This is a genomic window from Pseudoalteromonas sp. SG44-1, assembly GCF_014164315.1.
Lineage (GTDB): Bacteria > Pseudomonadota > Gammaproteobacteria > Enterobacterales > Alteromonadaceae > Pseudoalteromonas > Pseudoalteromonas rhizosphaerae.
Genome location: NZ_JACJEW010000010.1, coordinates 99,212 through 121,843 on the forward strand (window position 1 = coordinate 99,212; position 22,632 = coordinate 121,843).

Annotated in this window: 25 protein-coding genes; 10 read left to right on the top strand and 15 right to left on the bottom strand. The window is 40.2% G+C overall.

What is annotated here, in order from left to right; all coding sequences use genetic code 11:
* Positions 1 to 119: 119 nt before the first annotated feature.
* Positions 120 to 599 (bottom strand): SsrA-binding protein SmpB, encoded by a 480-nt coding sequence (smpB, locus tag H5187_RS06970; protein WP_064666579.1) that lies wholly within the window; start codon positions 597 to 599, stop codon positions 120 to 122.
* A 146-nt stretch (positions 600 to 745) separates the two neighbouring features.
* Between smpB and H5187_RS06975 the strand changes: the two genes are divergently transcribed.
* Positions 746 to 1,183: a type II toxin-antitoxin system RatA family toxin gene (locus H5187_RS06975; protein ID WP_149981450.1), complete on the top strand. Its 438-nt coding sequence runs from the start codon at positions 746 to 748 to the stop codon at positions 1,181 to 1,183.
* A complete protein-coding gene (locus tag H5187_RS06980; RefSeq protein WP_145239596.1) occupies positions 1,183 to 1,512 on the top strand; it encodes an RnfH family protein in 330 nt (109 codons plus the stop codon). The genes H5187_RS06975 and H5187_RS06980 overlap by 1 nt, the downstream gene beginning before the upstream one ends.
* A gap of 60 nt (positions 1,513 to 1,572) precedes the next feature.
* Here the strand turns inward: H5187_RS06980 and H5187_RS06985 are convergent, their stop codons facing one another.
* On the bottom strand, positions 1,573 to 1,932 hold the full coding sequence (locus tag H5187_RS06985; protein ID WP_145239264.1) for an outer membrane protein assembly factor BamE: 360 nt from the start codon (positions 1,930 to 1,932) through the stop codon (positions 1,573 to 1,575).
* A 119-nt stretch (positions 1,933 to 2,051) separates the two neighbouring features.
* Here H5187_RS06985 and H5187_RS06990 point away from each other — a divergent pair, with 119 nt between their 5' ends.
* On the top strand, positions 2,052 to 2,369 hold the full coding sequence (locus tag H5187_RS06990) for a GIY-YIG nuclease family protein (protein WP_182719322.1): 318 nt from the start codon (positions 2,052 to 2,054) through the stop codon (positions 2,367 to 2,369).
* 37 nt (positions 2,370 to 2,406) lie between these two features.
* Here H5187_RS06990 and H5187_RS06995 read toward each other — a convergent pair whose 3' ends face one another.
* The 4 genes from H5187_RS06995 to ilvC form a co-directional block, all read right to left on the bottom strand.
* Entirely contained in the window at positions 2,407 to 3,276 is an 870-nt protein-coding gene (locus H5187_RS06995) for a M28 family peptidase (protein WP_259401711.1), read from the bottom strand.
* 37 nt (positions 3,277 to 3,313) lie between these two features.
* Positions 3,314 to 4,507 carry a tetratricopeptide repeat protein gene (locus H5187_RS07000; RefSeq protein ID WP_182761084.1) on the bottom strand — a complete coding sequence of 398 codons (1,194 nt, stop codon included), beginning with the start codon at positions 4,505 to 4,507 and terminating at the stop codon, positions 3,314 to 3,316.
* Between the two features lie 81 nt (positions 4,508 to 4,588).
* A complete protein-coding gene (locus H5187_RS07005) occupies positions 4,589 to 6,502 on the bottom strand; it encodes a methyl-accepting chemotaxis protein (protein WP_182797666.1) in 1,914 nt (637 codons plus the stop codon).
* 194 nt (positions 6,503 to 6,696) lie between these two features.
* Positions 6,697 to 8,169, bottom strand: coding sequence for a ketol-acid reductoisomerase (ilvC, locus tag H5187_RS07010; RefSeq protein WP_182731024.1), 1,473 nt, complete (start codon positions 8,167 to 8,169; stop codon positions 6,697 to 6,699).
* Between the two features lie 164 nt (positions 8,170 to 8,333).
* On the opposite strand from ilvC, the gene ilvY reads away from it, so the two are divergent.
* The 5 genes from ilvY (at position 8,334) to H5187_RS07035 (ending at position 12,598) form a co-directional block, all read left to right on the top strand.
* Positions 8,334 to 9,248 (top strand): HTH-type transcriptional activator IlvY, encoded by a 915-nt coding sequence (gene ilvY, locus H5187_RS07015; RefSeq protein ID WP_145239251.1) that lies wholly within the window; start codon positions 8,334 to 8,336, stop codon positions 9,246 to 9,248.
* A 152-nt stretch (positions 9,249 to 9,400) separates the two neighbouring features.
* Positions 9,401 to 10,261, top strand: a complete 861-nt coding sequence (locus H5187_RS07020) for a MipA/OmpV family protein (protein WP_182794252.1) — start codon at positions 9,401 to 9,403, stop codon at positions 10,259 to 10,261.
* Position 10,262: 1 nt separating this feature from the next.
* On the top strand, positions 10,263 to 10,649 hold the full coding sequence (locus tag H5187_RS07025) for a DUF3019 domain-containing protein (RefSeq protein WP_182719327.1): 387 nt from the start codon (positions 10,263 to 10,265) through the stop codon (positions 10,647 to 10,649).
* Between the two features lie 14 nt (positions 10,650 to 10,663).
* Entirely contained in the window at positions 10,664 to 11,356 is a 693-nt protein-coding gene (locus H5187_RS07030; RefSeq protein WP_145239242.1) for a response regulator, read from the top strand.
* Positions 11,357 to 11,362: 6 nt separating this feature from the next.
* A complete protein-coding gene (locus H5187_RS07035) occupies positions 11,363 to 12,598 on the top strand; it encodes an ATP-binding protein (protein ID WP_182794251.1) in 1,236 nt (411 codons plus the stop codon).
* A 171-nt stretch (positions 12,599 to 12,769) separates the two neighbouring features.
* Here H5187_RS07035 and H5187_RS07040 read toward each other — a convergent pair whose 3' ends face one another.
* From H5187_RS07040 to H5187_RS07050, 3 genes are all read right to left on the bottom strand, one after another.
* A complete protein-coding gene (locus tag H5187_RS07040; RefSeq protein ID WP_182719329.1) occupies positions 12,770 to 12,988 on the bottom strand; it encodes a DUF3820 family protein in 219 nt (72 codons plus the stop codon).
* 117 nt (positions 12,989 to 13,105) lie between these two features.
* Positions 13,106 to 13,387 carry a hypothetical protein gene (locus tag H5187_RS07045; protein ID WP_145239233.1) on the bottom strand — a complete coding sequence of 94 codons (282 nt, stop codon included), beginning with the start codon at positions 13,385 to 13,387 and terminating at the stop codon, positions 13,106 to 13,108.
* Positions 13,388 to 13,673: 286 nt separating this feature from the next.
* Positions 13,674 to 15,245, bottom strand: a complete 1,572-nt coding sequence (locus H5187_RS07050; RefSeq protein WP_149981440.1) for a cation:proton antiporter family protein — start codon at positions 15,243 to 15,245, stop codon at positions 13,674 to 13,676.
* 265 nt (positions 15,246 to 15,510) lie between these two features.
* Between H5187_RS07050 and H5187_RS07055 the strand changes: the two genes are divergently transcribed.
* Complete coding sequence (locus tag H5187_RS07055; protein WP_145239228.1) at positions 15,511 to 16,254, top strand: sporulation protein; 744 nt, start codon at positions 15,511 to 15,513, stop codon at positions 16,252 to 16,254.
* A gap of 79 nt (positions 16,255 to 16,333) precedes the next feature.
* Entirely contained in the window at positions 16,334 to 16,786 is a 453-nt protein-coding gene (locus tag H5187_RS07060) for a GNAT family N-acetyltransferase (protein ID WP_145239226.1), read from the top strand.
* Between the two features lie 16 nt (positions 16,787 to 16,802).
* On the opposite strand, the gene H5187_RS07065 is transcribed toward H5187_RS07060, so the two are convergent.
* From H5187_RS07065 to H5187_RS07090, 6 genes are all read right to left on the bottom strand, one after another.
* The gene (locus H5187_RS07065; RefSeq protein WP_182719332.1) at positions 16,803 to 18,155 is read right to left on the bottom strand and encodes a sodium-dependent transporter; all 1,353 of its coding nucleotides are present in this window, start codon (positions 18,153 to 18,155) and stop codon (positions 16,803 to 16,805) included.
* A 216-nt stretch (positions 18,156 to 18,371) separates the two neighbouring features.
* Positions 18,372 to 19,667 (bottom strand): ATP-binding protein, encoded by a 1,296-nt coding sequence (locus tag H5187_RS07070; protein ID WP_182797667.1) that lies wholly within the window; start codon positions 19,665 to 19,667, stop codon positions 18,372 to 18,374.
* Between the two features lie 28 nt (positions 19,668 to 19,695).
* Entirely contained in the window at positions 19,696 to 20,400 is a 705-nt protein-coding gene (locus H5187_RS07075; protein WP_149981435.1) for a response regulator transcription factor, read from the bottom strand.
* Between the two features lie 13 nt (positions 20,401 to 20,413).
* The gene (locus H5187_RS07080) at positions 20,414 to 20,806 is read right to left on the bottom strand and encodes a DUF3019 domain-containing protein (RefSeq protein WP_182761082.1); all 393 of its coding nucleotides are present in this window, start codon (positions 20,804 to 20,806) and stop codon (positions 20,414 to 20,416) included.
* Entirely contained in the window at positions 20,796 to 21,653 is an 858-nt protein-coding gene (locus H5187_RS07085) for a MipA/OmpV family protein (protein ID WP_149981433.1), read from the bottom strand. The genes H5187_RS07080 and H5187_RS07085 overlap by 11 nt, the downstream gene beginning before the upstream one ends.
* Positions 21,654 to 21,757: 104 nt before the next feature.
* Positions 21,758 to 22,561: a hypothetical protein gene (locus H5187_RS07090; RefSeq protein ID WP_182719340.1), complete on the bottom strand. Its 804-nt coding sequence runs from the start codon at positions 22,559 to 22,561 to the stop codon at positions 21,758 to 21,760.
* Positions 22,562 to 22,632 lie beyond the last annotated feature (71 nt).

The following is a 22,632-nucleotide window of genomic DNA, read 5'->3' on the forward strand; positions in this document are numbered from 1 at the left end:
GTTTGTTATCAAATTGAATTGTAAAGAGGTGTACTATATTTGATACAGTTAGAAGGATTTAAGGGATATAAATAAAAACGCCTAACTGGGTTAGGCGTTTTTGAGGTTGTTTAGATAGATTAAACTTTGTGCTTCATTAACCGTTCTTTTTCGCGAGACCAGTCTTTGTTTTTACCGTCTTCACGTTTGTCATGCATTTTTTTACCTTTACCAAGGTGGAACTCAAGTTTCACCCAGCATTTTTTCCAATACATGGCAGTGGCGATTAATGAATAGCCATCGCGCTCAGTCGCACCGACTAAGCGATCTAGCTCGCGTCTGCTTAATAATAACTTGCGATAACGTAATGGATCGCAAATAACATGGGTTGAAGCACTATTGAGAGGCTGTATTTGACTGCCAAGCAAAAACGCTTCGCCATTTTTAAGGTGAATGTATGTTTCAGAGATGTTTACTTTACCAGCTCGGATACTTTTTACTTCCCAGCCTTGTAGTTCAACACCAGCCTCAAACTTGTCGTGTAAAAAATACTCATGACGCGCCTTTTTATTTAGCGCGATAGTATTACTTGTCGATTTAGATGAATTTTTCTTAGCCATAGTGGCCCATATTATACGTAAAGCTCTGCTTTTTACATCGATTTTTTATTTTTGCTAATAAAAAAGTGTTTGTAAATAAAGCGCCATGAAAGTTTGGGGAAAAACGCAAAGCTTGCTAAAATTCGCCCACACAGTTGGGAGTGAGTATGCCACAAATAGAAAAAAGTGCGCTAGTAATGTATAGCAGCAAAGAAATGTTTGATTTAGTCAATGATGTGGATGCTTATCCTGAATTTTTACCCCATTGCTCGGATGCAAAAATTATTGCACAGCAAGGTAATACCATGACGGCAAGTTTGGAAATTTCCAAAGCGGGTATAAAAAAATGGTTTACTACTGAAAACACCTTTGTAGATGATAATACAGTAACATTGCGCTTAGTTGATGGGCCATTTAAAGCCTTGCAAGGGCGTTGGCATTTTCAAGTGTTGGATGACAATGCATGTAAAGTTCAGCTACAGCTTGAGTTTGAATTTGCGAGTAAATTAATTGAACTTGCGTTTGGGCGCGTATTTAACGATGTTGCAAAAAACATGGTGAATGCATTTACTCAACGCGCTAAACAGGTATATGGACTGCGATGATGATAAAAGTTGAAGTTGTGTATGCATTACCTACCACGGCAACGTGTTTGCTTGTTGAAGTACCAGTTGGTACAACGGCAGAAAATGCCGTGATGCAATCAGGTATCCTCGCTAAGTGCCCTGAAATTGATGGCTTAGCATTAACCTTAGGAATATGGAACCGTACCTGCAAGCTTACGCAAGTGCTTGAGGATGGCGATAGAATTGAAATTTACCGTCCTTTAATTGCTGATCCTAAAGACGCACGACGAAAACGTGCAGAAAAAGCTAAAGACGAAGGTCGTGCTAATAAAATTACAGGTGGGCGACCGCTTGATAAAGCTAAATAATAGCTCAAACAAAAAAGGTTAGCTGTTGCTAACCTTTTCGTAATTTACTGAACTGGAGCGTTATTGCTCAAGCGGTGTATTAAACTCTGCGGGTTGTTCATAGTCACCACTGAGCGATACCAATTTTTCATTTTCAAAATTAATAGTCAGTGATTTACGTTGTTCGTTATCACGGCCAAGATTAAAAGAATATAAGTAATGCCACGTGTTTTTATCGAAAGCGTCTTCTGCAACAGGTTTACCTAATACATAAAGAACTTGCTCACGGGTCATATTGATACGAAGCTTGTCAACATCGGTTTGTTCTAAAAAGTTACCTTGTGGGATGTTGATACGATAAACCCAGCTAGAACAACCGGCGGTTGCGCTTAAGGTCAGAGCAACGATAAACCAAAGAGAAAAAGTTTTTAACGACTGCATTGTTTGTTTGGATCCTTATTTTTTATAAACTGCATGATACCGATTAGTCACCTAAGGTAAAACCCTTTTGAGTAATTGTTTGTGACTTAATTTTTACTATCGATGTTTGGAGCGTAATTTTGACCTCTGAGTCCGCAAAAAGTTTAACTACTACTGAAAATACTATGACAACTAAGATCTCCACGTGGTCACTTTATATTGTACAAACACGTTTAGGGCATTGGTACACTGGGATCAGCACGGATGTGGCAAAACGATTTGCAGCACATCAAGCGGGCAAAGGGGCTAAAAACTTAAAGGGGAAGGGGCCACTGACTTTAATATATCAATGTGAAGTCGGTTCTCGCAGTGAAGCCAGCAAGCTTGAGATAAAAATTAAACGCTTAAGTAAGGCACAAAAGCGAGCGTTTGTTAGCTCTGGGATTTTGCTAACCTGAATTCAGTTTAAAATATATTTACTATCTACAATTTAGCTCAAAGAGTGTTTATATCGTTTATATCAAGTTGGCTAATAAATGCGGCAATATAATTAACTGCATCAATATAAAGCGCTTGGTCAATATTATTTAGTAGGTCGGAACTTTTATGATGGTGGGGGTCATGACCCATGCCAAAGTAAATATAAGCAATTCCGGCTTTAGCAAACGCATAATGGTCGCTTGCTCGGCGCCAATCAATACTATCTCCGAGGGTCATTCTGTTCATTGTGGTTGATGAACTAGCTACTTTTATCTTTAAATTATGCTCAGGCACCTGCTGTAGTTGTGCTTGTAAAGCACTGCGTTGTGCATGTGAGACAAAGGCATATAAGATTTTTTTTGGCGGCTTTACTGCTAACATATCCAAATTAATATTTAGCACGGTTACGCTGTCGTCGATTTGCAATTGACTAACAAAATATTCAGCTCCATGTAAACCATTTTCCTCTGCGTCAGTAGCAACAAAACTAAGTTGGAAAGGCAGATTTGTGTGTGCGAAGCGTTGCGCTAGGAATAACAAGGCACTGACGCCACTGGCATTATCGTTTGCGCCTGCATATAAAGTGTTACCACGCATACCTAAGTGATCATAATGAGCGGTAATTACCAAATGAGTCTTGACTAAGTGCGGTGGTTTTAAAGTCGCAACTACATTTTGCCCCGTTGCTTTTGAAGACCAGCCATGGCTGTAACTAAACGGCTGTAATTGTGTATTGTAACCGAGCGTTTGCAGTCGCGTACTAATGTATTGGGCACTGGTATGCGCGCCGTCGGTATTGGTTTTTCTACCGCTTAGAGCCGTAGAGCTTAGATGCCTCAGATCATCAATCAGCTGTTGCTGCGCGCTGCTATTACTTTGGCACAATGTTGAAAAGCTGAGGCTCAATAGCAAAATAAAATAGTTAATGATTAATTACTCGCGCGGTCATGTCACTTAGTGCCTGTAATTTATTTTGATAACGTTGCTTATCATGGTCAAAATCGGCATGTTTATTAGCCAAACGTAATTGGCGATACGCTTGCTTAAAATCACCTAACTGATAATAAGTGCGGGCAAGACCAAAGTAGCTATCATGAATATTATCATCAATTCTTTTTGCTTTATTGAAATGCTTGATGGCATCTTGATAGTTTTGTTCAAGGTATGCGTTATTTCCTAATGACACATGATAATACGGATTACTTTGGCGCTTCAAATCAAGTTTAGATAAAATCTTGTCGGCCAGTTCAGGACGGTCGGTGAGTTGATACAGTAAAGCTAAGTTGCCCAGTGCTGTATTGTTGTCGTTATTAAGCAGCAAAGCATAATTATAGGCTAATTCGGCGTTATCATACTGAGAATCAAGGCGAAGTAATACGGCTAAGTTACCCCATGCAGCAGAGTAATATTTATCTGCTTTTGTTGCCGCTAAAAAGTAGCTATAGGCTAAATCATAATTTTGATTGAGCATTGCCGCTGCCCCTTTATTGTTATAAAACATCGCGGTAATTCGTTGTTTGCTGATGGGGGTCGTCTGAAATTTCTCGCCTCGCGAGTTCGGATCAAAATCAATCACTAATGAGGTTTTTGCGTCATACACATAAGTCACATTAGTGTTGTTGTTACGACGCTGTGTGACGATCAAATTAATATGCCCAGTCAATAAGTTATAGCCTTTATTTAGCGCCCAATACTCAGGAATATGAACCGTTTGAAATTGCCCCTGCATGCCTAAATATTCCGCGATACTATAGGCCAAAATCGATAATGATAAACAGTTAGCATTTAAATCTCGGTAGGCTTGATTGGCGGTTAGGGTAGCCCCTGCTTGATATAGTAAGGATGCATCGCCATTTTCTAACAAAAAGTTTAGTAATTTTCGAGTTGTGTTTAAATTGCGTTTAGTACTTGGAAAGGCTGCATCGAGTTGTTGTGTTATTGTATCGCTTAAGGTAAAAATCTGTTCACTACTTTCTACCGGGTAAAGCGTGAAAGATTGGTTTTCAGTCACTGGTGGCGGGATGAGTATTGGTTGATTACTCACACTGGTACAGGCAGAGATACTAAAAAGCAGCACAATGACTGCTAGCTTATAAAGCCGCGTTAATATTGTCATAATCATACCCCAACTAATTACTGACTTATTAAGTTTAGTCTGTTTTTTAGTCGGGGTAGATGTTAAATGTTACAAACTGTGTCAGCGCTTTTCAAAGGTGGCGACTAAACTTGCTAAGGTTTGTGCGCTGGTTGCAAGTCCTTTGATCGCCTGCTCGGTATCAATTTGTTCTCGCATTGCCATATCGCTGATCTCACTAATTTGTTCAATATTGCGGCCGACGTCAGCAACCACGCTACTTTGCTCCTCAGTAGCTGTAGCAATCAAGGTTGCCATATCATTAATTTCATTAGCGGTATTGGTAATGGCATCAAGCAACTGCACAGAGCTTTGCATTGTTGCTACGCTGTGTTGAGCTTTATCTTTGGACTGGGCAATATGTTCAACCACATTGGTAGCTGTTTTCGCGAGCTCTTCAATCATTGATTGAATTTCAGTCGTTGATTGTGACGTACGGTTGGCTAAGGCTCGTACTTCATCCGCAACCACGGCAAAGCCGCGGCCATGTTCACCAGCACGTGCTGATTCAATTGCTGCATTTAGTGCTAATAAATTGGTTTGCTCTGAAATACCACGAATAGAGTCAACAATACTGGCAATAGTCTGGGTTTTATTGGCAAGCTCAGTCACTTGTCTCGCAATTGTGTCAATATCACTGGCTAATGCGGTAATACTCTGTTGGCTTTGCACTACTTGCTGGTGGCTCTGTAATGTATTCGCTTTACTATCTTCGGTCAGTTTTGCGGCAGTTGCGGCGCTGTGGGCAATTTCTTGCACTGTTGCACCCATTTCGTTGATTGCTGCTGCAACAGAGATAGTCTGCTCTTTTTGGTTGTCCATTGCCTGTGAGTTATGCTTGGCTTGAGTAAATACCTGATCTGAGCTTTGACGAATTTTTAAACTTTCGTGGGAGACTTGCGCAATGGCGGTTTCAATTTTATCAATGAATTGGTTAAAACCATTCGTTAATGCTGATAGCTCAGGCTGGTCACTGTGAGGTAAACGGTAAGCTAGATTGGCATCACCAGATCCTAAACGAGTAAATAACTCTGCCATTTTTGATAGCGGTGAAGCTAACGAACGAGCCAGTAAAAAACTAACGATACATGCCAACAGCGCAATTGCGATAGCAAAACTTAAAATTTGCCATTGTAATGTAGTGATCCCAGCAAAAACTTCTGTTTTTGGTACTTGTGCAACCACATAGAGTTGGGTGTTTTTAATCGGACTCGCCGCTAGGAAAAAAGTGTCGCCATTGAGTTCGACTTCTTGCAAGTTAAATTCATTGCTTGTTAATAATTGACCACTTACTTGATGACCATACAAGCTATCTAGATTTGTTTTTTCTACTTTATTAACGTCTTGATGGAGTTTAATTACGCCTTTATCGTCAGTGATAAATACAAAACCGGTTTGCTCGATAGTAAATTTATTTAGCAGTGCCTGCATATCATCAATACTTTTTGCCAGTCCAGTTAAGCCGATGCCATTGATCTGTTGATGATTTACAAACATTTTTGTGTTGCCATTAGGCTCTTGATATAAGCTAATAGAGTAAGCTTGATTGGCGTTTTTAAAATCAAAAAACCAGCCATCTTGCTGCCTATCTAATACTCTTAAAAAGCCATCTTGATTCCAGTACTGCGCGGTATCGCGATTTGCCCATGATGCGGTTGCTAAGCCGTATTGTTTTACCAGACGATTTAATTCTTTGATTAAAACTTCATCATTGTTATCACGACTATTTGCCCACGCGAGTATAAAATGATTACTTGATACTTGTTCGGCCGCACTAAGCAATTCATTTATTTCTAAGCTGATATAGTTATTAATTGCGTGTAGTTTACTGGGCAACTCAGATTGTATCATCCGTTGTTCGATAATGGTTTTGGCGGATAACAGCGCCGTAATGCCAATTAAGCTGGCAACTGACAGGGCAATAGCGATCCCTAAAATAGTGATCTTACGCGTGATACTAAGAGTTTTATACGACATTGTGGGTACTGAATTTACAAATTATGCGGGTATTTTAGCATGTTTTTTTCATGCAGTTCATCATCTATTAGAGTAAGTACTCAGTTTGTAATTTACTCTAAGATGTATTTTGACAAAGTAAATAAAATGAAAAAGCCCACTGCGTTTAGCATGTGGGCTTGGTTTCTAACAAGCGAAATTGTTACTTTCCAGGGTTAAACAATTTTCTTCATTGCTGACATGTAGCCACGCAATTTGGTACCAATGATTTCAACAGGGTGCTCACGCAGCGACTTGTTGATTGCAATTAGTGTTTGGTTATCAACATGATTACAGCGCTCGCCTAAGCCTCTACCAATCACATCAGTATCGATGTTTTGCATAAAGTCTTGTAACAGTGGCAAACATGCGTGATTGTATAAGTAGCAACCATACTCTGCAGTATCGGAGATCGTGCGGTTCATTTCGAATAATTTTTTACGTGCAATGGTATTGGCAATTAATGGCGTTTCATGTAGCGATTCATAATATGCTGACTCAGCTATAATACCTGCAGCAGTCATGGTCTCAAACGCTAATTCTACACCGGCTTTCACCATTGCAACCATCAATATACCGTTATCAAAAAACTCTTGTTCGGTGATTTCAACATCACCGGCAGGGGTTTTTTCAAAATTTGTTTCAGCTGTTTCTGCACGCCATTTCAAAAGGTTTGCATCATCATTCGCCCAATCTTCCATCATTACACGAGAGAACGTGCCATCGATGATGTCGTCTTGGTGTTTATTGTAAAGCGGGCGCATGATTACTTTTAATTCTTCACTTAATTCAAACGCTTTTACTTTCGCTGGGTTTGATAAACGGTCAAGCATATTTGTAACGCCGCCGTATTTAAGTGCTTCAGTAACAACTTCCCAACCGTATTGAATTAGTTTTGATGCGTAACCGGCATCTATACCTTTTTCGATCATCTTATCAAAACATAAAATTGAGCCTGTCTGTAACATGCCGCAAAGAATTGTTTGCTCACCCATTAGGTCTGATTTTACTTCAGCAATAAATGAAGACTTTAATACCCCAGCGCGATGACCGCCAGTACCCGCTGCATAAGCTTTAGCCTGGGCTAGACCATGTCCCTGAGGATCATTTTCTGGGTGAACAGCAATAAGAGTTGGGACACCAAAACCGCGTTTATACTCTTCACGAACCTCAGAGCCTGGGCACTTAGGTGCAACCATGATTACAGTGATATCATCACGTACTTGCATACCTTCTTCAACAATGTTGAAGCCATGTGAATAAGCAAGCGTAGAGCCTTGTTTCATCATCGGCATGATTGCGTTTACAACCGCAGTATGCTGTTTATCAGGTGTTAGGTTTAACACAACATCAGCAGTAGGGATCAATTCTTCGTAAGTACCTACAGTAAAACCATTTTCTGACGCATTAAGAAATGATTGACGACGTTCGCTGATTGCAGAATCACGCAATGTGTAGGCAACATCTAAACCTGAATCTCGTAAGTTCAGTCCTTGGTTTAAACCTTGTGCACCACACCCAACAATAACAAGTTTTTTGCCTTTAAGTGCTTCAACACCATCGGCAAATTCAGCCGGATCCATAAATTCACATTGTGCTAGTTGTGCTAACTGCTCGCGTAAGGGAAGAGTATTAAAATAATTCGCCATTGTTAGTATCCTATAAATTTCGTATTTGTTAGATGCAAGCGCTTGCTGCTTTGCTTAAAGTCACCATAAGGAATTTTTACCCTTGCGTAAAATGATATATTTGCATTAAAGTATTTCAAAAAATGAAATGCTTTAATTAATAACCGCTAACTATTGGGATCACTATGGACCATAAACGATTACATTACTTTCTGGCACTTGCCAAAACCTTACATTTTGCCCGTGCCAGCGAGTTATGCCACATAAGTGCTCCCACCTTAAGTCGCAATATTAAACAGTTAGAGGATGAAGTTGGAGTCGCATTATTCAGTCGCGATAATCGCAGTGTAAAGTTAACAGCTGAAGGAGAATCGTTTATCGACTATGCAACGGCTACGTTAGCTAATTGGCAGCGTTTTCGAGCAAATGTACAAAATCCTGAGCAAACTATTTACGGTAAAGTAAGCATTTACTGTTCAGTAACGGCCTCTTATAGTTTTTTGCATCAACTATTAGAGCAACTGCGTTTGCAACATCAACATATAGAAATAAAGCTTAATACTGGCGATCCCGCAGTGGCAATAAACCGTGTGCTTGACGGACACGAAGCCATGGCAATTGCCGCAAAGCCTGATAAATTACCGACGCAAATTGCATTTGCCAGTATTGGTTATTCATCCTTGGTATTTATCGCGCCACGTATTCCGTCGTTGCTCACTGAAAAACTGGCCCAGTTTGGCGATAAGATAGATTGGTCTGAGCTTGAGTTTATAGTGCCAGAGCAAGGTTTTACTCGTCAAAGGTTAGAGCTGTGGTGGCGTAAGCACGGTATTAATGCAAAGATCTATGCGCAAGTAGCGGGGCATGAAGCTATGGTGTCAATGGTGAGTTTAGGGCTAGGCATTGCCATGGTGCCAAAAATTGTTTTAGATAATAGCCCATTAAAAGATCGCGTTCAGGTGATCAGTGATCAAAAAGAGGCCCCTGCCGGGTTTGAGATTGGTTTGGCAGTATTACGTAAAGAGTTACCAGATGCCGCGTTAAATGCATTATGGGAGATTGCTCAATCACTGAAAAACGTTAATAGCTTAGCTCCTTAGCCGAGTCTAAATACGCAGATGTAAAGTTTATTTACCTTGAATCGTTCCATATGTATCAAAAGTGTGAATGATTGTAATCGTCTAGGGATTAGTTATTAATACCTTGCTATGATAACGATATTGGGTTGTCTCTTTTGGCATAAATAACAACAATGAAGTCGATAGTTAATATTCTTACTGCGCTTTGCATCTCTGTATGGCTTACAGTACCTTGTTTTGCACAGCCATCAGAAATTGAGCCTGTGCAGGATATAACAACAGGGCAGTGGCACTTGAGCCTTAACACGGGATTAGGAGTCATAACAAATCCATTAGCTGGTGGAGGTGATTTACCATTAGTGTTGATCCCAGATATAGCTTATTACGGTGAACAGTTCTTTTTTGATAATGGTCGCTTAGGCTATAGCCTGATACAAGACTCCCCACATACCTTTAATTTAGTCACTGAGTTTAATTCGGAAACTCGTTTTTTTGTTGATTGGCATCCAAGTAACATTTTTGCATTAAGATCAGAAAGTTCATTTACGAACAGTGAAAATGAACTTCAAATCCAACAACCTAGTCTAGATATCCGTGAGCTTAATAAACGTAAATGGGCACTCGATGCTGGCCTGAGTTACCATTATAGCTATCAGCAGCATGTATTTTCCGTGCAGGCATTAGCTGATGTATCCGGAGTGTATGACGGGTGGCGAAGTGCACTGCAGTGGCAAATGCACAAGAACATTGGTGAGTTACAGATTAAGCCGACTATTGGCATCTGGTATAAATCGGCAGCACTGAATACATATTTTTATGGCTTAACAGAAAAAGAGTCTCCAGTTCGTGCAATTGAGGTTGGCAGTAGTTGGCAGCCTTATGCTAAAATAGATGCCCGCTGGCCCTTAAATGGAGCCAACTCATTGCGTTTTCATCTGGCTTATTATGATTATTCCGCCTTAGCTGACGACAGTCCGCTGTTTGAACAAACGTATTCTCTGACTGCCTTTATAGGGTTTGATCATATTTTTTAATATGAAGTATTTACAACTTGGTGCGTGCGTCATTTTTTTGTTGGTATGGCCAAAGTTAGCTGCCGCAAAAAAAGATATATTAACAGTTACTCCAAAAGTCTGTGTGGTTTCCGAACAACAAGACTTTTGCGATGTTGATGTAAAATTTGCTTTAAATATGCCCCATAAAATGGACGTTTGTTTATACAGCGAAGATCAACAACTGCAATGTTGGCAACAGGTTACCTTAGAAGAATTCAATCATAAAGCGCGTGTTCAGGTTGAAACCATATACTCCCTAGTCAATCCTCACACGGATGAATTACTGGCGACAACACGCATTGAAGTACAGAGCACTCGCGCTAAAACAACTCGGCGCCGATTACGTTCTCCGTGGAGCTTTTTTTAATCTTGGAGCTGCAAATGGCAAAGATCTTACTTGTAGAAGATGATTTAGGGTTACAGCAATTAACCCGTGACTATCTTGAAAATAATGGCCTTGAAGTGGCGGTGCTAGACCGTGGCGATGAAGTGTTTAGTTACCTTGAAAACAATCCGGTTGATTTGATGATCCTCGATGTAATGCTGCCAGGTAAAGATGGCTTTAGTGTTTGTCGTCAAGTGAGAGATAAATTTAGCTTACCAATATTAATGTTGACCGCCAAAGGTGAAGACTTTGATCAAGTCATTGGTTTGGAACTTGGTGCCGATGATTATGTTATTAAGCCAGCTGAGCCAAGAGTATTGCTTGCCCGTATTAATGCGCTATTACGCCGTGGCCAAGCATCAGTAAAAGCGCCAGAGGAATTACAATTTGGCGATTTATGTATTGATAAAACCAGCCGTATTGTTCGCTTAAAGAATAACGAAATCACCCTCACTTCCCATGAATTTGAATTACTGTGGCTATTAGCTTCAAATTCCGGTGAAGTACTAAGTCGTGAACATGTTCATCAACACATGATCGGTCGCCAATATGATGGATTAGACCGAACCGTAGATGTACGCGTATCGCGGATCCGTAAAAAATTAGGTGATAACAGCGATAAACCATACCGTATTAAAACCGTTTGGGGACAAGGCTACTTATTTGTCTCCGATGCATGGGGTATGTAATTATTAATGGGGAAACTATTCGCAAGTTTATATTTGTACATTATAGTTTCCTTGTTTTTAGTCAGTGGGGTAATTGAACAACTTTGGCCGTACGAAGATAGCCAACAACAAATTGCGCTCGATGATGAGTTTGGTCAATCCCTATGGCTATTAGCGCAAACCCCGCAAGGGCTTACTAAAATAGCCACTCGCTTTCAAAGTGAAATAGTACAAAAACAAGACCTAATGTTGCCCGCACAACAACAACAAGAACTTAACCTACATAATTATATTTATCTATTTGATCAACAACAGCGAGCTATCTGGTATATCGTTGTTGATAATGAGCAATTATTGCAAGTGGGTCCAATTACCGTTTCTGCGCCAGTATTCTCATCCGTTTGGCCTTATCTATTATTATTGTGTGTCGTTGGGATCCCTGTTGGCTTATGGAGTTTTTTACTGTGGCGTGATTTTGCTAAGTTGCGACTGGCCTGTGAAGCCGTTGGTGGATCACAAGACTTTGAGCTGAGCGCCACCTCGAAATCATTCTTTTTACCAATTACCGACACCTTAAGTGCTATGCAGCAGCGTATTCAGCATTTATTAACCGCTCAACAAGAACTTACATCGTCGGTATCGCATGAGTTTAGAACGCCACTGGCACGTTTAAAATTTGCGTTGGCAATGCTTGAGGATAAAGTAGCTGACGAAAAAGCCTTTGAATATATCGATAACATGCAATTAGATATTGTGGAGTTAGAGTCGTTAGTTAAAGAAATGCTTGATTATGCTCGCCTTGATAGCCAACAACCTAATCTTACGGTGCAAACATGTAACTTAGTGCAGCTAGTAGAAAGTGTTGTCACTAAACTTGATTTTGCTACGCAAATAAAACTCAATATGCAATTACCAGCTTTATGCAGTTACACTTGTGACAGTCACTTTATCGCCCGCAGTATCCAAAACTTAGTAGGCAATGCGTTGAAATATGCTCGTCACGAAGTGCGAATTAGCTTAGTTGAAAATACTGGGCAGTTAATTTTATCGGTCGAAGACGATGGCCCTGGCATTGAACAATCACAATGGGATGCAGTGTTTAAACCTTTTGCCCGACTTGATAAAAGTCGCGATAAAAAGACTGGAGGCTTTGGGCTTGGTTTAGCCATTGTGGCAAAAATAGTGTCTTGGCACCAAGGCAGCTGTTCGATATCGAATTCAGAATTAGGTGGCGCCAAATTTACAATCTATTTGCCTAAGTAACCAGAGTTCAGGGTAAGTAACTCCTTTTCTATTGCTATATCTGTGGCTAAATTGATACTCAAAAAAAAAGCGCCTAATAGGCGCTTTTCTGCGGTTAAAACCAAAATCAACAAGTAGCAAAAGAGTAGACTTCACTTTGCTAAGTAAGTTCCATTATTTATTACTTTTAATTTATTTATGTGTTTTTAAAAGCGGCATGAGCATCTGCTCCAAGCCATTGAGTTTAACTTCATACATCATTGCTAATTGAGCACCGAGTGTGCCGTGAGGAAATCCTTGCTGCTTAAACCAGACTAAGTATGGTTCTGGTAATAACAGCAAAGGGCGGCCTGCATATTTACCAAATGGCATTTTTGTATTAATCGCTATTTTTAAAAGCTCTGGATCCATGGTTAACTTAGTTTGCTAGGTTATGCGTGAAGTGTATTACAAAAGAGAGAGAGAAAATAGGCTGTGACGGGCAAGAAACAGCCTATTTAATGAGGGAGAGTAGGGCCCTCATAATTACTAATGGATCTGGTATTGATGCTTTTTGGTAAATCCAAGTTGTTTAAGTTTGTTTATAATTGACGGATCATCGATGCGGCTTGGTGTTTCGCTATCACGCAAGAAATGATTTTCCGGCACTTGATATATATCGAGCATTTTTTGAAATAGCACTGCGCGCATTGTTAACGCTGTCATTCCATTTCTTTGTATTTCATCAAGGCGATTTTGAAGTTCAACCAGTTTTGGGTTATTTACATCATCCGCCACTGTCTGAAACTGTGTAGCAAACTTATTTTTCATCTAAAAACCTTATTTAATAGCAAAAGACAAAATGCCGATAAATACGTATACACAAACATGAGAAGGCTTTTTTTGTGCTAAAAATAGATACTTACGTATTACTCAACAAGTGCAGTTTACTCTTTTTTCATGGGTAAATGCCAATCTGGATGTAAAGCTTTGTAAATGCGCTTGACTCTTATTTGGGGACTTCTGCGGGGTTGTTTCAGGCGGCTATATATAAGGATATGAAAATTAAATGAAAATAGTTCTCAGTACCTTTTGTGGTACTGAGAACCTTTCTATATTATGGAAATAATTTTTGTTTTACATGCTCAGCGAAGCCGCTACCGGCCTCTAAATAGAAGTTATAAGTAGAGTCAACGCCCATATCTTCTAATTCTTTTTGCTGATCTGGATAGTTAGCAATGGCAGTAACTTGACCTTGGTAACCCGAAGCACGCAATTGCTCTAAAGCAAAAATGTTCTGCATATGTTTCGGCATCGCGAGCATGATCATCTCTACATGGGAGTGATTTACCCGTTGCCAAAAGTCTGGATCGGTTGCATCTGCCAAGAGTGCCTTACGACCTCGTGTAACATGCTTTTCGACCACTTCAGGTTTGATATCTATACCCGCTACAACGCCAGGATGGGTGATGTTAATTGTTTCATATGCACCGGTGCCAATACGACCCATACCAAAAATAACAATCTTGGTGTCATTTAAGTTCACAGGAAGTTCTTCTGCTAAGCGAGTAGGGCTCTCAAAACGCATGAGCCAAGCTTCGATTTTTACATAAATTTCGTTTGAACGTTTATTTAGTGGGGATGCAATGATAAAGGTCATTGATACTGCAATAGCCATAACAGCCAACCACTCAGAGGTGATTAACCCGCTACTGGCAGCAACCATACAGACTATCAAGCCAAATTCGCTGTAGTTAGCTAGACTAAAAGCACTTAATAAAGAAGTACGAGCGCGTAACTTAAAGGCATTCGTTAGTACATAATACAGGGCAACTTTGACTGGTAACACCAATACAATAATAAGCGCTATAAGTAATGAGTTGAGCGTCAGATCAGCACCTAAACCAATTGTTAAGAAAAACCCAACTAATAAAATTTCTTTTAGATTGAGTAGTGATTTTGCAAGCTCGCTGGCTTTTTTATGAGGAGCAAAGATCATACCGATGATCAACGCGCCTAAATCACCTTTCAAGCCTGCAAATTCGAATGCATGATAGCCAACGACAAGTGCAAAGAAAAAGCCAAACAAAGGTAGTAGCTCACCATGTTTAGAACGATTTAACACCCAAAACATGACTGGTCGTAACAATGGCAAGGCAACTAATAGCGCAAAAGCCCAACCGTTGGGGGTTTTACCTGTGCTGATGGCTAAAAAGATCACTGCAAAGATATCTTGCATAACCAAAATACCAATGGCTATTTTGCCGTGAAGGCTTGCCATTTCACCACGTTCTTCAAGTACTTTTACAGCAAAAACTGTGCTAGAAAAGCTAAAAGCAAAACCAACAAGTAACGCACTTTGCCAACTTAGGTCAGCAAATAATGGCAAAGAAAGTGCGCCTAAGAACAGCATCAAACTGCAAAAAATAGCGCTACTAATAATAATATGTAAAGAGGCTGGGGCCCAAACTTGTGGCTTAATAAGATGACTAACTTTTAGTTTTAGACCAATACTAAATAGTAATAACGTGATCCCTAAATTAGCAATCGTATTAAGTAGCTCAGTGGTTTTAAAGCCAGATAAGTTCAGTACAAAGCCAGCAATCAAAAAACCGATTAGCGGAGGAAGTTTAAGTTGGTACACGGCAAAGCCACACACAAATGCGACAGCAAAATATAATAGTTCCATAATTCTTAATATCACTTCATTTGGTTACCTAGTGTAGCGAAATATCAGCATTTTTGAAAATCATTCGTGTATATTATGCATATAAATTGCGCGCATAGAGATATACCTGTGTATGAAAAACACTCGTTTAGTTAATTATTCTGCTAAAAACTCAAAAAATAGTTATTTTTTCACTGACAGCAGCTTTTAAATATGGTTAAGATGCAGTAACAAAGGAATTTAAGCGTGATTCAGGTTTAGGTGAATTAAGCTTAAGGAGAAATAGATGTTTAAAAAAATTCTTGCATCAGTCGGTATTGGTGCAGCAACAGTAGATACCGTGCTTGAAACTGAGCATTTACAACCTGGGCAATTATTTAATGCCCAAATAGTGATCACCGCAGGGGATGTTAGCCAAGCGATAACAGGTCTTGATTTAGCATTAATGACGCGCGTAAAAGTGGAAGGTGAAGACGGTGCTTATTTTACCAATCATATTATTGATAAGTGGCGTATAACCGATATTGGTACAATTGAACCGGGTCAGCAAAAACACATTCCGTTTGAAGCGCGCTTACATTCAGAAACACCGATCACCGAAATCAACGCCGGTTATAACCAATCACATGTGTGGCTTGAAACAGGTTTAGATATTGATTTAGCACTTGATCCTACGGATAAAGATCATCTTCATATTTATCCAAATGATGCCGTAACTACTTTTATGCAAGCGATGGATAAACTGGGTTTTAGCTTGGTAAAAGCGGATGTTGAAAAGGGCTTCTTACGTGCTAGTACGTTTAACTCTGTCTCTGGTTGTTATCAAGAGCTGGAATATAAACCAAATAGCCGTAGCTTGTTCGGTATTCAAGAGATTGAACTATCGTTTGTGCCTGAAGCTCATAAAACTCATGTTTTAATTGAGCTTGACCGTGGTTTTCGTGGTGATGGCTATGTTGACCTGACGATTGAACATGATCACGTTAATCTTTCGCATTTATGTGATCAATTAGAACGTTTGCTTGCCTAGCTATTCAGAGCTCGGTTAGTTAGCTAAGCGTAATAAGTAGCCCAGTATTGACTGGGCTTTTTTTATGTTAGGAGTTTTTATGCGATTAACAACAAAACCATTTTCTCAACTGTCTGCGCAGGTACTGTTTACTATCATGCGCACGCGGGTCGATGTATTTGTAGTTGAGCAGCAATGCCCATACCCTGAATTAGACGATATCGATTGCACTGCAACAACTCAGCATCTCTATTGGCTCGAGGCTGAACAATTAGCTGCATACGCACGTTGTTATGAGAAAAATGAGCAGTACAGCGCTATTGGTCGCGTGCTGGTTGAAAAATCACAACGGGGTAAGGGGTTGGCAGTGTTATTGGTTAAAGAGGCGATCCAGTGTTGCTTTACGCATTGGCCGAACAAGGATATATACATTGGCGCGCAAACCTATTTACTCGCGTTTTATCAGTCGCTGGGTTTTCAGTGTATTGGCGAGCCTTATTTAGAAGATGGTATTGCACATCAAGATATGATTTTAAAAAACCGCTCCGTGTAAAGAGCGGTTTTTTGAGTTAGCCTAATAGCGAGCTGACAAACACTAAACCAATTGCAATTGGGCAAATGAATTTAATATACCATGGCCATATTTTCCAAAATAGGCTGGTAGCAACTTCTGGGCAGCCTTGTTGTATTTCGTTTAATAGTGAGTTGCGATACCAAATCCAGCCGACAAACAAGCAACACATTAAACCAAGAATAGGCTGACCAAATTTAGTTGTGAGCGCAATAACTAAACCAAACAGCGCATTAAAGTTCAGGACTATCGTAAAGCTCACCAATGCTATAATCGTTCCTATTAACCAAGTGGCTTTTACACGGCCAAGATCAAAGCGCTCTACCGCATACGAAACCGGTGCTTCAAGCATTGAAATAGACGATGTCAGTGCAGCTATACTCATCAATGCAAAAAAGGCAAAGCCAACGAATAAACCAATGGTGCCCATGCCATCAAAAAGAGCGGGTAATACTTGAAATACTAAAGTGTCTTCAGAAAGCAACTCTCCAGTAGCTGAGAATATTTCCACCCCTTGTGCCTGCGCAACGTACATCGCAGGGATAATTAGTAACCCAGCAACAAAAGCAATAAACACATCAATAAGGGTAACGTAGGCGCCAAGTGAGACTAAATTTTCTTTTTTACTAATGTAGGAGCCATAAATGATCATCACACTAGTGCCTAATGACAACGAAAAGAACGCTTGTCCCAGTGCACTAACAAGTAATTCAGGGTCTAAAATAGAGCTGAAATCAGGCACTAAGTAGGCTTTTAGGCCTGTCATAGCGCCTTCTTGCATCATCACATAAACAATCAGTGCAAATAAAATAGTCAGCAATGCGGGCATTAGGCGTTTTGACCATTTTTCAATGCCATTTTCTACTCCGCGGCTAATGATTGCGACAGTAAGAATAATAAATCCAGCAGTAAATATAAGGTTTCTAGAGATTGACTGCTCACTCAACCAAGTTGAAGAGCTCTCACTGCCCACTAAAGTCGCAATGGGCTCTAGAGTGGCACTGATCATCCAACCGGCGACAATGGCATAAAAGCTGAGGATCAGTCCGGCACATATGATACCGCCAAAACCGACCACAAACGCAAAACGTTTTTGGAGCGGGTTATTTGAAATTTTCCGCAATGAACTAACCGCATTGGCTTGACCATGGCGACCAATTGTTAGCTCTGCCATCAGTGCTGGGTAAGCTAAACAAAATGCTAATACAAGGTAAGCAATTAAAAAGGCCGCGCCTCCATTGCTGGCTGTCTGTGTTGGGAAACCCCAGATATTACCAAGACCTACTGCAGATCCTGCTGCGGCCATAATGAATCCAAAACGGGAGCTAAACTCCCCTCTGACTGCGCTCATAATTATTTTTTCTTCTCTATATAGTGACGGCGCTGACAATCTACTGTAAATGTTAAAAAATAAAAAGCTCTTATTTTTAACTGCAGCCGTGAAGAATTAACGCCTGACTGTATTTACAAAACTTAGAATGCCAATGCTGTTAACATTTATAATTTAAGTTGTTGTTATCTAATCATAATGAGGTGATTTCTGATAATGTAAACTGTAACATAAAAGTTACAATTGTTCTGGGTTATGTATTTTAAGGGTAAAGCATGCACCCGCTAGCTGCTTACTGCGATTTACGCTTACACTGCCATGATGCCAATCAGCTACTTTAGCTACTATGGCAAGTCCTAGGCCATAACTTTGATCGGCTCGATTGCGATGACTCTGTTCTTGAAAAAAAGGACTAAAAACTTTGTGCCAATTTTGCTCTTCGATACCTGGACCATCATCCTCAACAGTGATTATCAGTGTTTGCTCTTTCATTGATGCTGTGAGAATAATTTTTTGTTTGGCAAAGTCACAGGCATTGCTAAGCAGATTAGTGATTGCGCGTGCTAACCAGTGTAAATCTGCATAAATATGAGAATTATCATGACAGATAAGTTGTAAATCAAGTTGTTGCTGTATTAACTTAGGCTCTAGTTGTTGTATTAGGGTGCTTAGGTAGCTGTTTAACTCAGTGTGTGAGTAGGTCAGTTGGTTGGCTTTTTGCTCAAGCGTGGCAAATGCTAAATAACTTTTCAACATTGATTCCATTTGGTCTAAATCAGCTTCCATACGATTTAAATAATGTTTTATTTTTTCTTCGCTATGACTATCTAGTGCCGCATCTAAGCCAAATCGTAGGCAGGCAATGGGGGTGCGTATATCATGAGATAAACTCGAGGCCATCAGTTTATTTTCATCGAGTAATTTTTCGATCTGGCTTGCCATGCGGTTAAAAGTAAGCTCAACATCTTTAATGTAAGTGAAATGGGATACCCGAATGCGAGCATGTAAGTCGCCACTGGCAAACTTTTTAGCTGCGTCATTAACCACGCCTAGTCGTTTAGCTAATGGTGCAATAATAAACCCCATAAACACACATAACCCAGCGTAAAACATTAAGGTAAGTAACATATCATTTTGTTGATCTTGTTCGTGGGGTTTTTCTAAACGTAATTTAAGATGAAAAGGCGCAAGCAAATCATTACTGTAGAGTAGGTAATACCCTTCTTGATCTTCTAAAATCAGTCCGCCTTCAGCATTGATCTCTTCTAGCAGTGATGGTGGCAGCGCTAAAGATTGCGTGGCTCGATAACTTAATCCCAACGAAAACTGTTGTGCAAGTAAGGCGGTGTAGTCTGCTCTTTGCATGAAGGGTTGGCTGGCAATTTGCTGGCTGAAGCCCATTAAAAGTTTACTTTGAAAGCCAAACTCATCCTGCGAGGTATGAGTTTGCTGACTAAAAGCATCAATTAACCAACCTAATATCACAATCGAGAGCAGGGCACTGGCTAATAAGGAAAGATAAAACTTTTTCATAGCGTTCGCCAGTATACCTTAGCGGCGATCACCAAGCGCTTGCGACGAGTAAATAGCCTCGCCCCCAAATTGTTTTAATTTTTTCAGGTTGCTGGGGATCATCATTAAATTTTTTACGCAGCGCAGAAATGAGCACATCGACACTGCGATCAAGGCCATCATATTCACGGCCCTTGGTTGCTTTGAATACAGCATCTCGCGACACAACTTGCCCTGCGTTACAGGCTAAATAATGCAGTAATAAGTACTCAGCGCTGGATACCCCTTGATCAATATCATTAATAAAAACATTGCGAGATTGTGTATCAATTTTTAAAGAGCCTACCTGAATAATGGTATCATCCGCTTGCGACTCCGAATTATCGTTATTGGCGCGCAGCGCCGCTTTGATCCGCGCTAGTAATGCACGCGGCCTGACCGGTTTCATTATATAATCACTGGCACCGACTTCAAGACCAATCACTTCGTCCATTTCTTCGTCTCGAGCGGTTAGCATAATAATAGGGCTTTGGTAAAATTGACGTAGTTCACGACAGACACTAATACCGTCTTGGCCGGGGAGCATAATGTCGAGTAAAATTAAGTCAGGCTTGAGCTCTTTTACATGACTGACAACTTGGTCGCCTCGCTCACAAATATGAGTTGTGTAGCCTTGCTCAGTTAAATACTCTGCCACCCACTGGGCTAAAGAGCCGTCATCTTCAACAAGTAATATTGTGCCGTAATTATTCATGCTTTATCTCGTTTTAAAAAAGCCGCCAGCGGCGTTTCTTTTGGCGATTTTGATACACCCATTGCAACTGTACTTGTTTTGATGCAATGATCTTACCGGTATCGCTGTTTATTAACTCAAATGAAATGCTTTCAACAGAATCAAAAGCATAATTTAACTTCCCGCTATTTTGTCTAAGCCAGCATTGCATAATATGCTTCGATGTTGCATCACGTAAACAGTAATTACCGATGCTAGTTTGTTGCCAGCTTAACTCAATATCAGCATAGCAGCTGCGTCCTTCTCGCAGTGCAACACAGGTATCGGGCAATGCAATTAAACTACTGTCGTGCGGTTCTTCGCCATCGGCCAATAACGGCTTAGTGTTAAGTAACAGTAATAAAATTACTGTGGTTTTAAAATACATAGCGCACGCCTACCATGGCTTTATGCTGATAATCCTGAGATACAATGGGACTGTTGGAAATTTCATTTGAAAACCAGGTAGATAGCCAGCCACCTAAAAATACCCAGTGTTGATTGAGTGGGTACTCGGCGTGGAATTCAAAAATCATACTCATTGCGGTGTCTGTTTGATAGACCGCACGAGTAGCGGTGGCTTCCTCTGTTGTAATGCCAAAATAGTAATTGGTGAAATCAGCTGAGTAAGCGCTGATACCAACACCGGTGCGAAACTCCCAGTTTTGCCATGGTAAAATATGACTAAAAAAGCTATTTACAACCCAGCCATTATGAGCACTGGAAATGTCATGTAAGTATTCAAAAGAGATTTGTGAGTTTTCAAAGCGGCGGGTAAGGCGTAAGCCAGTATCAAAGTCACTTTTTCGGCTTCGTATTCCTTTAAGTTCTGACACCACTCCACTGCTATAAAAGTCGAGTCCTGTTTCATCAAACCCAGCTTGCATATTAGTGCCAAGAATATCAAGATCCCAATCATACTTATTGATGATGCTATAACCAATAATAATGCCGCCACTGAGTTGGCTATGATCAATATCTAAATAAAAGCGTTCGTAAGAAATAGCAAGGTTAATATCAAGTTCTAGGCCGTCACTGTAAGAATCCATTCCAACTAAATAAGAATCTTCAACATAATAGCCCGCACCCGCGCTCCAATCCCAAGCAAAGCCTGAGGTAGGCTCTAAGGTATTATCAGCATAATAGCGATTGCTGGCATTGCTAGAGGTGCTCCATAAACCCACACTGATCAGTAATAACAGTAGTTTCTGTAGAGTGTGTTGTTTACGTTGCATCCATGATCCAAATAAATTAAGCAGTTGTTAAGTGTATTATATTGTCAAAGAGTTCCTTTGATCTGTAAAAAATTGTAGCCAGTAGTCATTCTGCAGACATGAACTTAGTGTACTTTAATTTTATCGATCAAAATACTACTCAGATAATAGTGCATCATCGGTGTTAGAGCACTCACTTCAGTGCGATTACACGGTCCTTGAAGTTTAGCTAAACTGGTCATTTTAGAAATGGTTTTATAGCTTGGTATACTGACTTCTTGATTGGCACGGGCAAGACGTGCTTGCTCAGTATTTTGTTGATGGATAAAAGTGGCTACTTCAAGCTCATTACTGATCACTTGTTCATCACTGAAGCTGTAAATAAGTGGTTCGCGGTGGAAGCTTGCACTGTCGATTGAGGATTTTCCAAACCACACTACATCACCTGATGCACGATGGATCAGGCGCATGCTAACCTCTGCATTGATGGTTGAGCATTGTTGGATCGGATACAGTTGTGTTATTTGCGCAAATAAAGGATACGCTTTATTCGGTGGTTGTATTTGATATTCAGTATCTTCAATAAAGTTGAGCTCTAGCTGGTGTATAGCTAGGGTATAATCACTATTGCCTTGATCAACGACACGTAAGTTCATAGTCGTTAATGCATCAGTTATTTGTTTAAATAGGGTATCCGTGACACTTGCTTTATCGGCAATAACTTGCACAGTTTGGTTACGAGTAATTTTATGCGCTGGTAATTGTACTGATTTTACTTTCGGTGAAGCATGTTCGGTTTCATAGGCTACTTGATAGCTTTGGCTTTTTAATTGCGGTTTGAGTGGCATTTCTAAAGGCGCAGCAGGTGGCGGCGCAGTGACACAGGCCGTTGTAATGAAAGTAAAAAAAACTATTGATAAATAACGTATGAACACTTTAAAACCCTTTGAAAGCTCGATAATCGGAATATTGTACGTTAGTCTTAATAAAACTTCATGGT

Excerpts from the sequence above, each read along its gene's own strand:
- smpB (WP_064666579.1), bottom strand. The coding sequence starts at position 599 with ATGGCTAAGAAAAATTCATCTAAATCGACAAGTAATACTATCGCGCTA.
- H5187_RS06975 (WP_149981450.1), top strand. The coding sequence starts at position 746 with ATGCCACAAATAGAAAAAAGTGCGCTAGTAATGTATAGCAGCAAAGAA.
- H5187_RS06980 (WP_145239596.1), top strand. The coding sequence starts at position 1,183 with ATGATAAAAGTTGAAGTTGTGTATGCATTACCTACCACGGCAACGTGT.
- H5187_RS06985 (WP_145239264.1), bottom strand. The coding sequence starts at position 1,932 with ATGCAGTCGTTAAAAACTTTTTCTCTTTGGTTTATCGTTGCTCTGACC.
- H5187_RS07000 (WP_182761084.1), bottom strand. The coding sequence starts at position 4,507 with ATGACAATATTAACGCGGCTTTATAAGCTAGCAGTCATTGTGCTGCTT.
- H5187_RS07005 (WP_182797666.1), bottom strand. The coding sequence starts at position 6,502 with ATGTCGTATAAAACTCTTAGTATCACGCGTAAGATCACTATTTTAGGG.
- ilvC (WP_182731024.1), bottom strand. The coding sequence starts at position 8,169 with ATGGCGAATTATTTTAATACTCTTCCCTTACGCGAGCAGTTAGCACAA.
- ilvY (WP_145239251.1), top strand. The coding sequence starts at position 8,334 with ATGGACCATAAACGATTACATTACTTTCTGGCACTTGCCAAAACCTTA.
- H5187_RS07020 (WP_182794252.1), top strand. The coding sequence starts at position 9,401 with ATGAAGTCGATAGTTAATATTCTTACTGCGCTTTGCATCTCTGTATGG.
- H5187_RS07025 (WP_182719327.1), top strand. The coding sequence starts at position 10,263 with ATGAAGTATTTACAACTTGGTGCGTGCGTCATTTTTTTGTTGGTATGG.
- H5187_RS07030 (WP_145239242.1), top strand. The coding sequence starts at position 10,664 with ATGGCAAAGATCTTACTTGTAGAAGATGATTTAGGGTTACAGCAATTA.
- H5187_RS07035 (WP_182794251.1), top strand. The coding sequence starts at position 11,363 with ATGGGGAAACTATTCGCAAGTTTATATTTGTACATTATAGTTTCCTTG.
- H5187_RS07040 (WP_182719329.1), bottom strand. The coding sequence starts at position 12,988 with ATGGATCCAGAGCTTTTAAAAATAGCGATTAATACAAAAATGCCATTT.
- H5187_RS07045 (WP_145239233.1), bottom strand. The coding sequence starts at position 13,387 with ATGAAAAATAAGTTTGCTACACAGTTTCAGACAGTGGCGGATGATGTA.
- H5187_RS07050 (WP_149981440.1), bottom strand. The coding sequence starts at position 15,245 with ATGGAACTATTATATTTTGCTGTCGCATTTGTGTGTGGCTTTGCCGTG.
- H5187_RS07055 (WP_145239228.1), top strand. The coding sequence starts at position 15,511 with ATGTTTAAAAAAATTCTTGCATCAGTCGGTATTGGTGCAGCAACAGTA.
- H5187_RS07060 (WP_145239226.1), top strand. The coding sequence starts at position 16,334 with ATGCGATTAACAACAAAACCATTTTCTCAACTGTCTGCGCAGGTACTG.
- H5187_RS07065 (WP_182719332.1), bottom strand. The coding sequence starts at position 18,155 with ATGAGCGCAGTCAGAGGGGAGTTTAGCTCCCGTTTTGGATTCATTATG.
- H5187_RS07070 (WP_182797667.1), bottom strand. The coding sequence starts at position 19,667 with ATGAAAAAGTTTTATCTTTCCTTATTAGCCAGTGCCCTGCTCTCGATT.
- H5187_RS07075 (WP_149981435.1), bottom strand. The coding sequence starts at position 20,400 with ATGAATAATTACGGCACAATATTACTTGTTGAAGATGACGGCTCTTTA.
- H5187_RS07080 (WP_182761082.1), bottom strand. The coding sequence starts at position 20,806 with ATGTATTTTAAAACCACAGTAATTTTATTACTGTTACTTAACACTAAG.
- H5187_RS07085 (WP_149981433.1), bottom strand. The coding sequence starts at position 21,653 with ATGCAACGTAAACAACACACTCTACAGAAACTACTGTTATTACTGATC.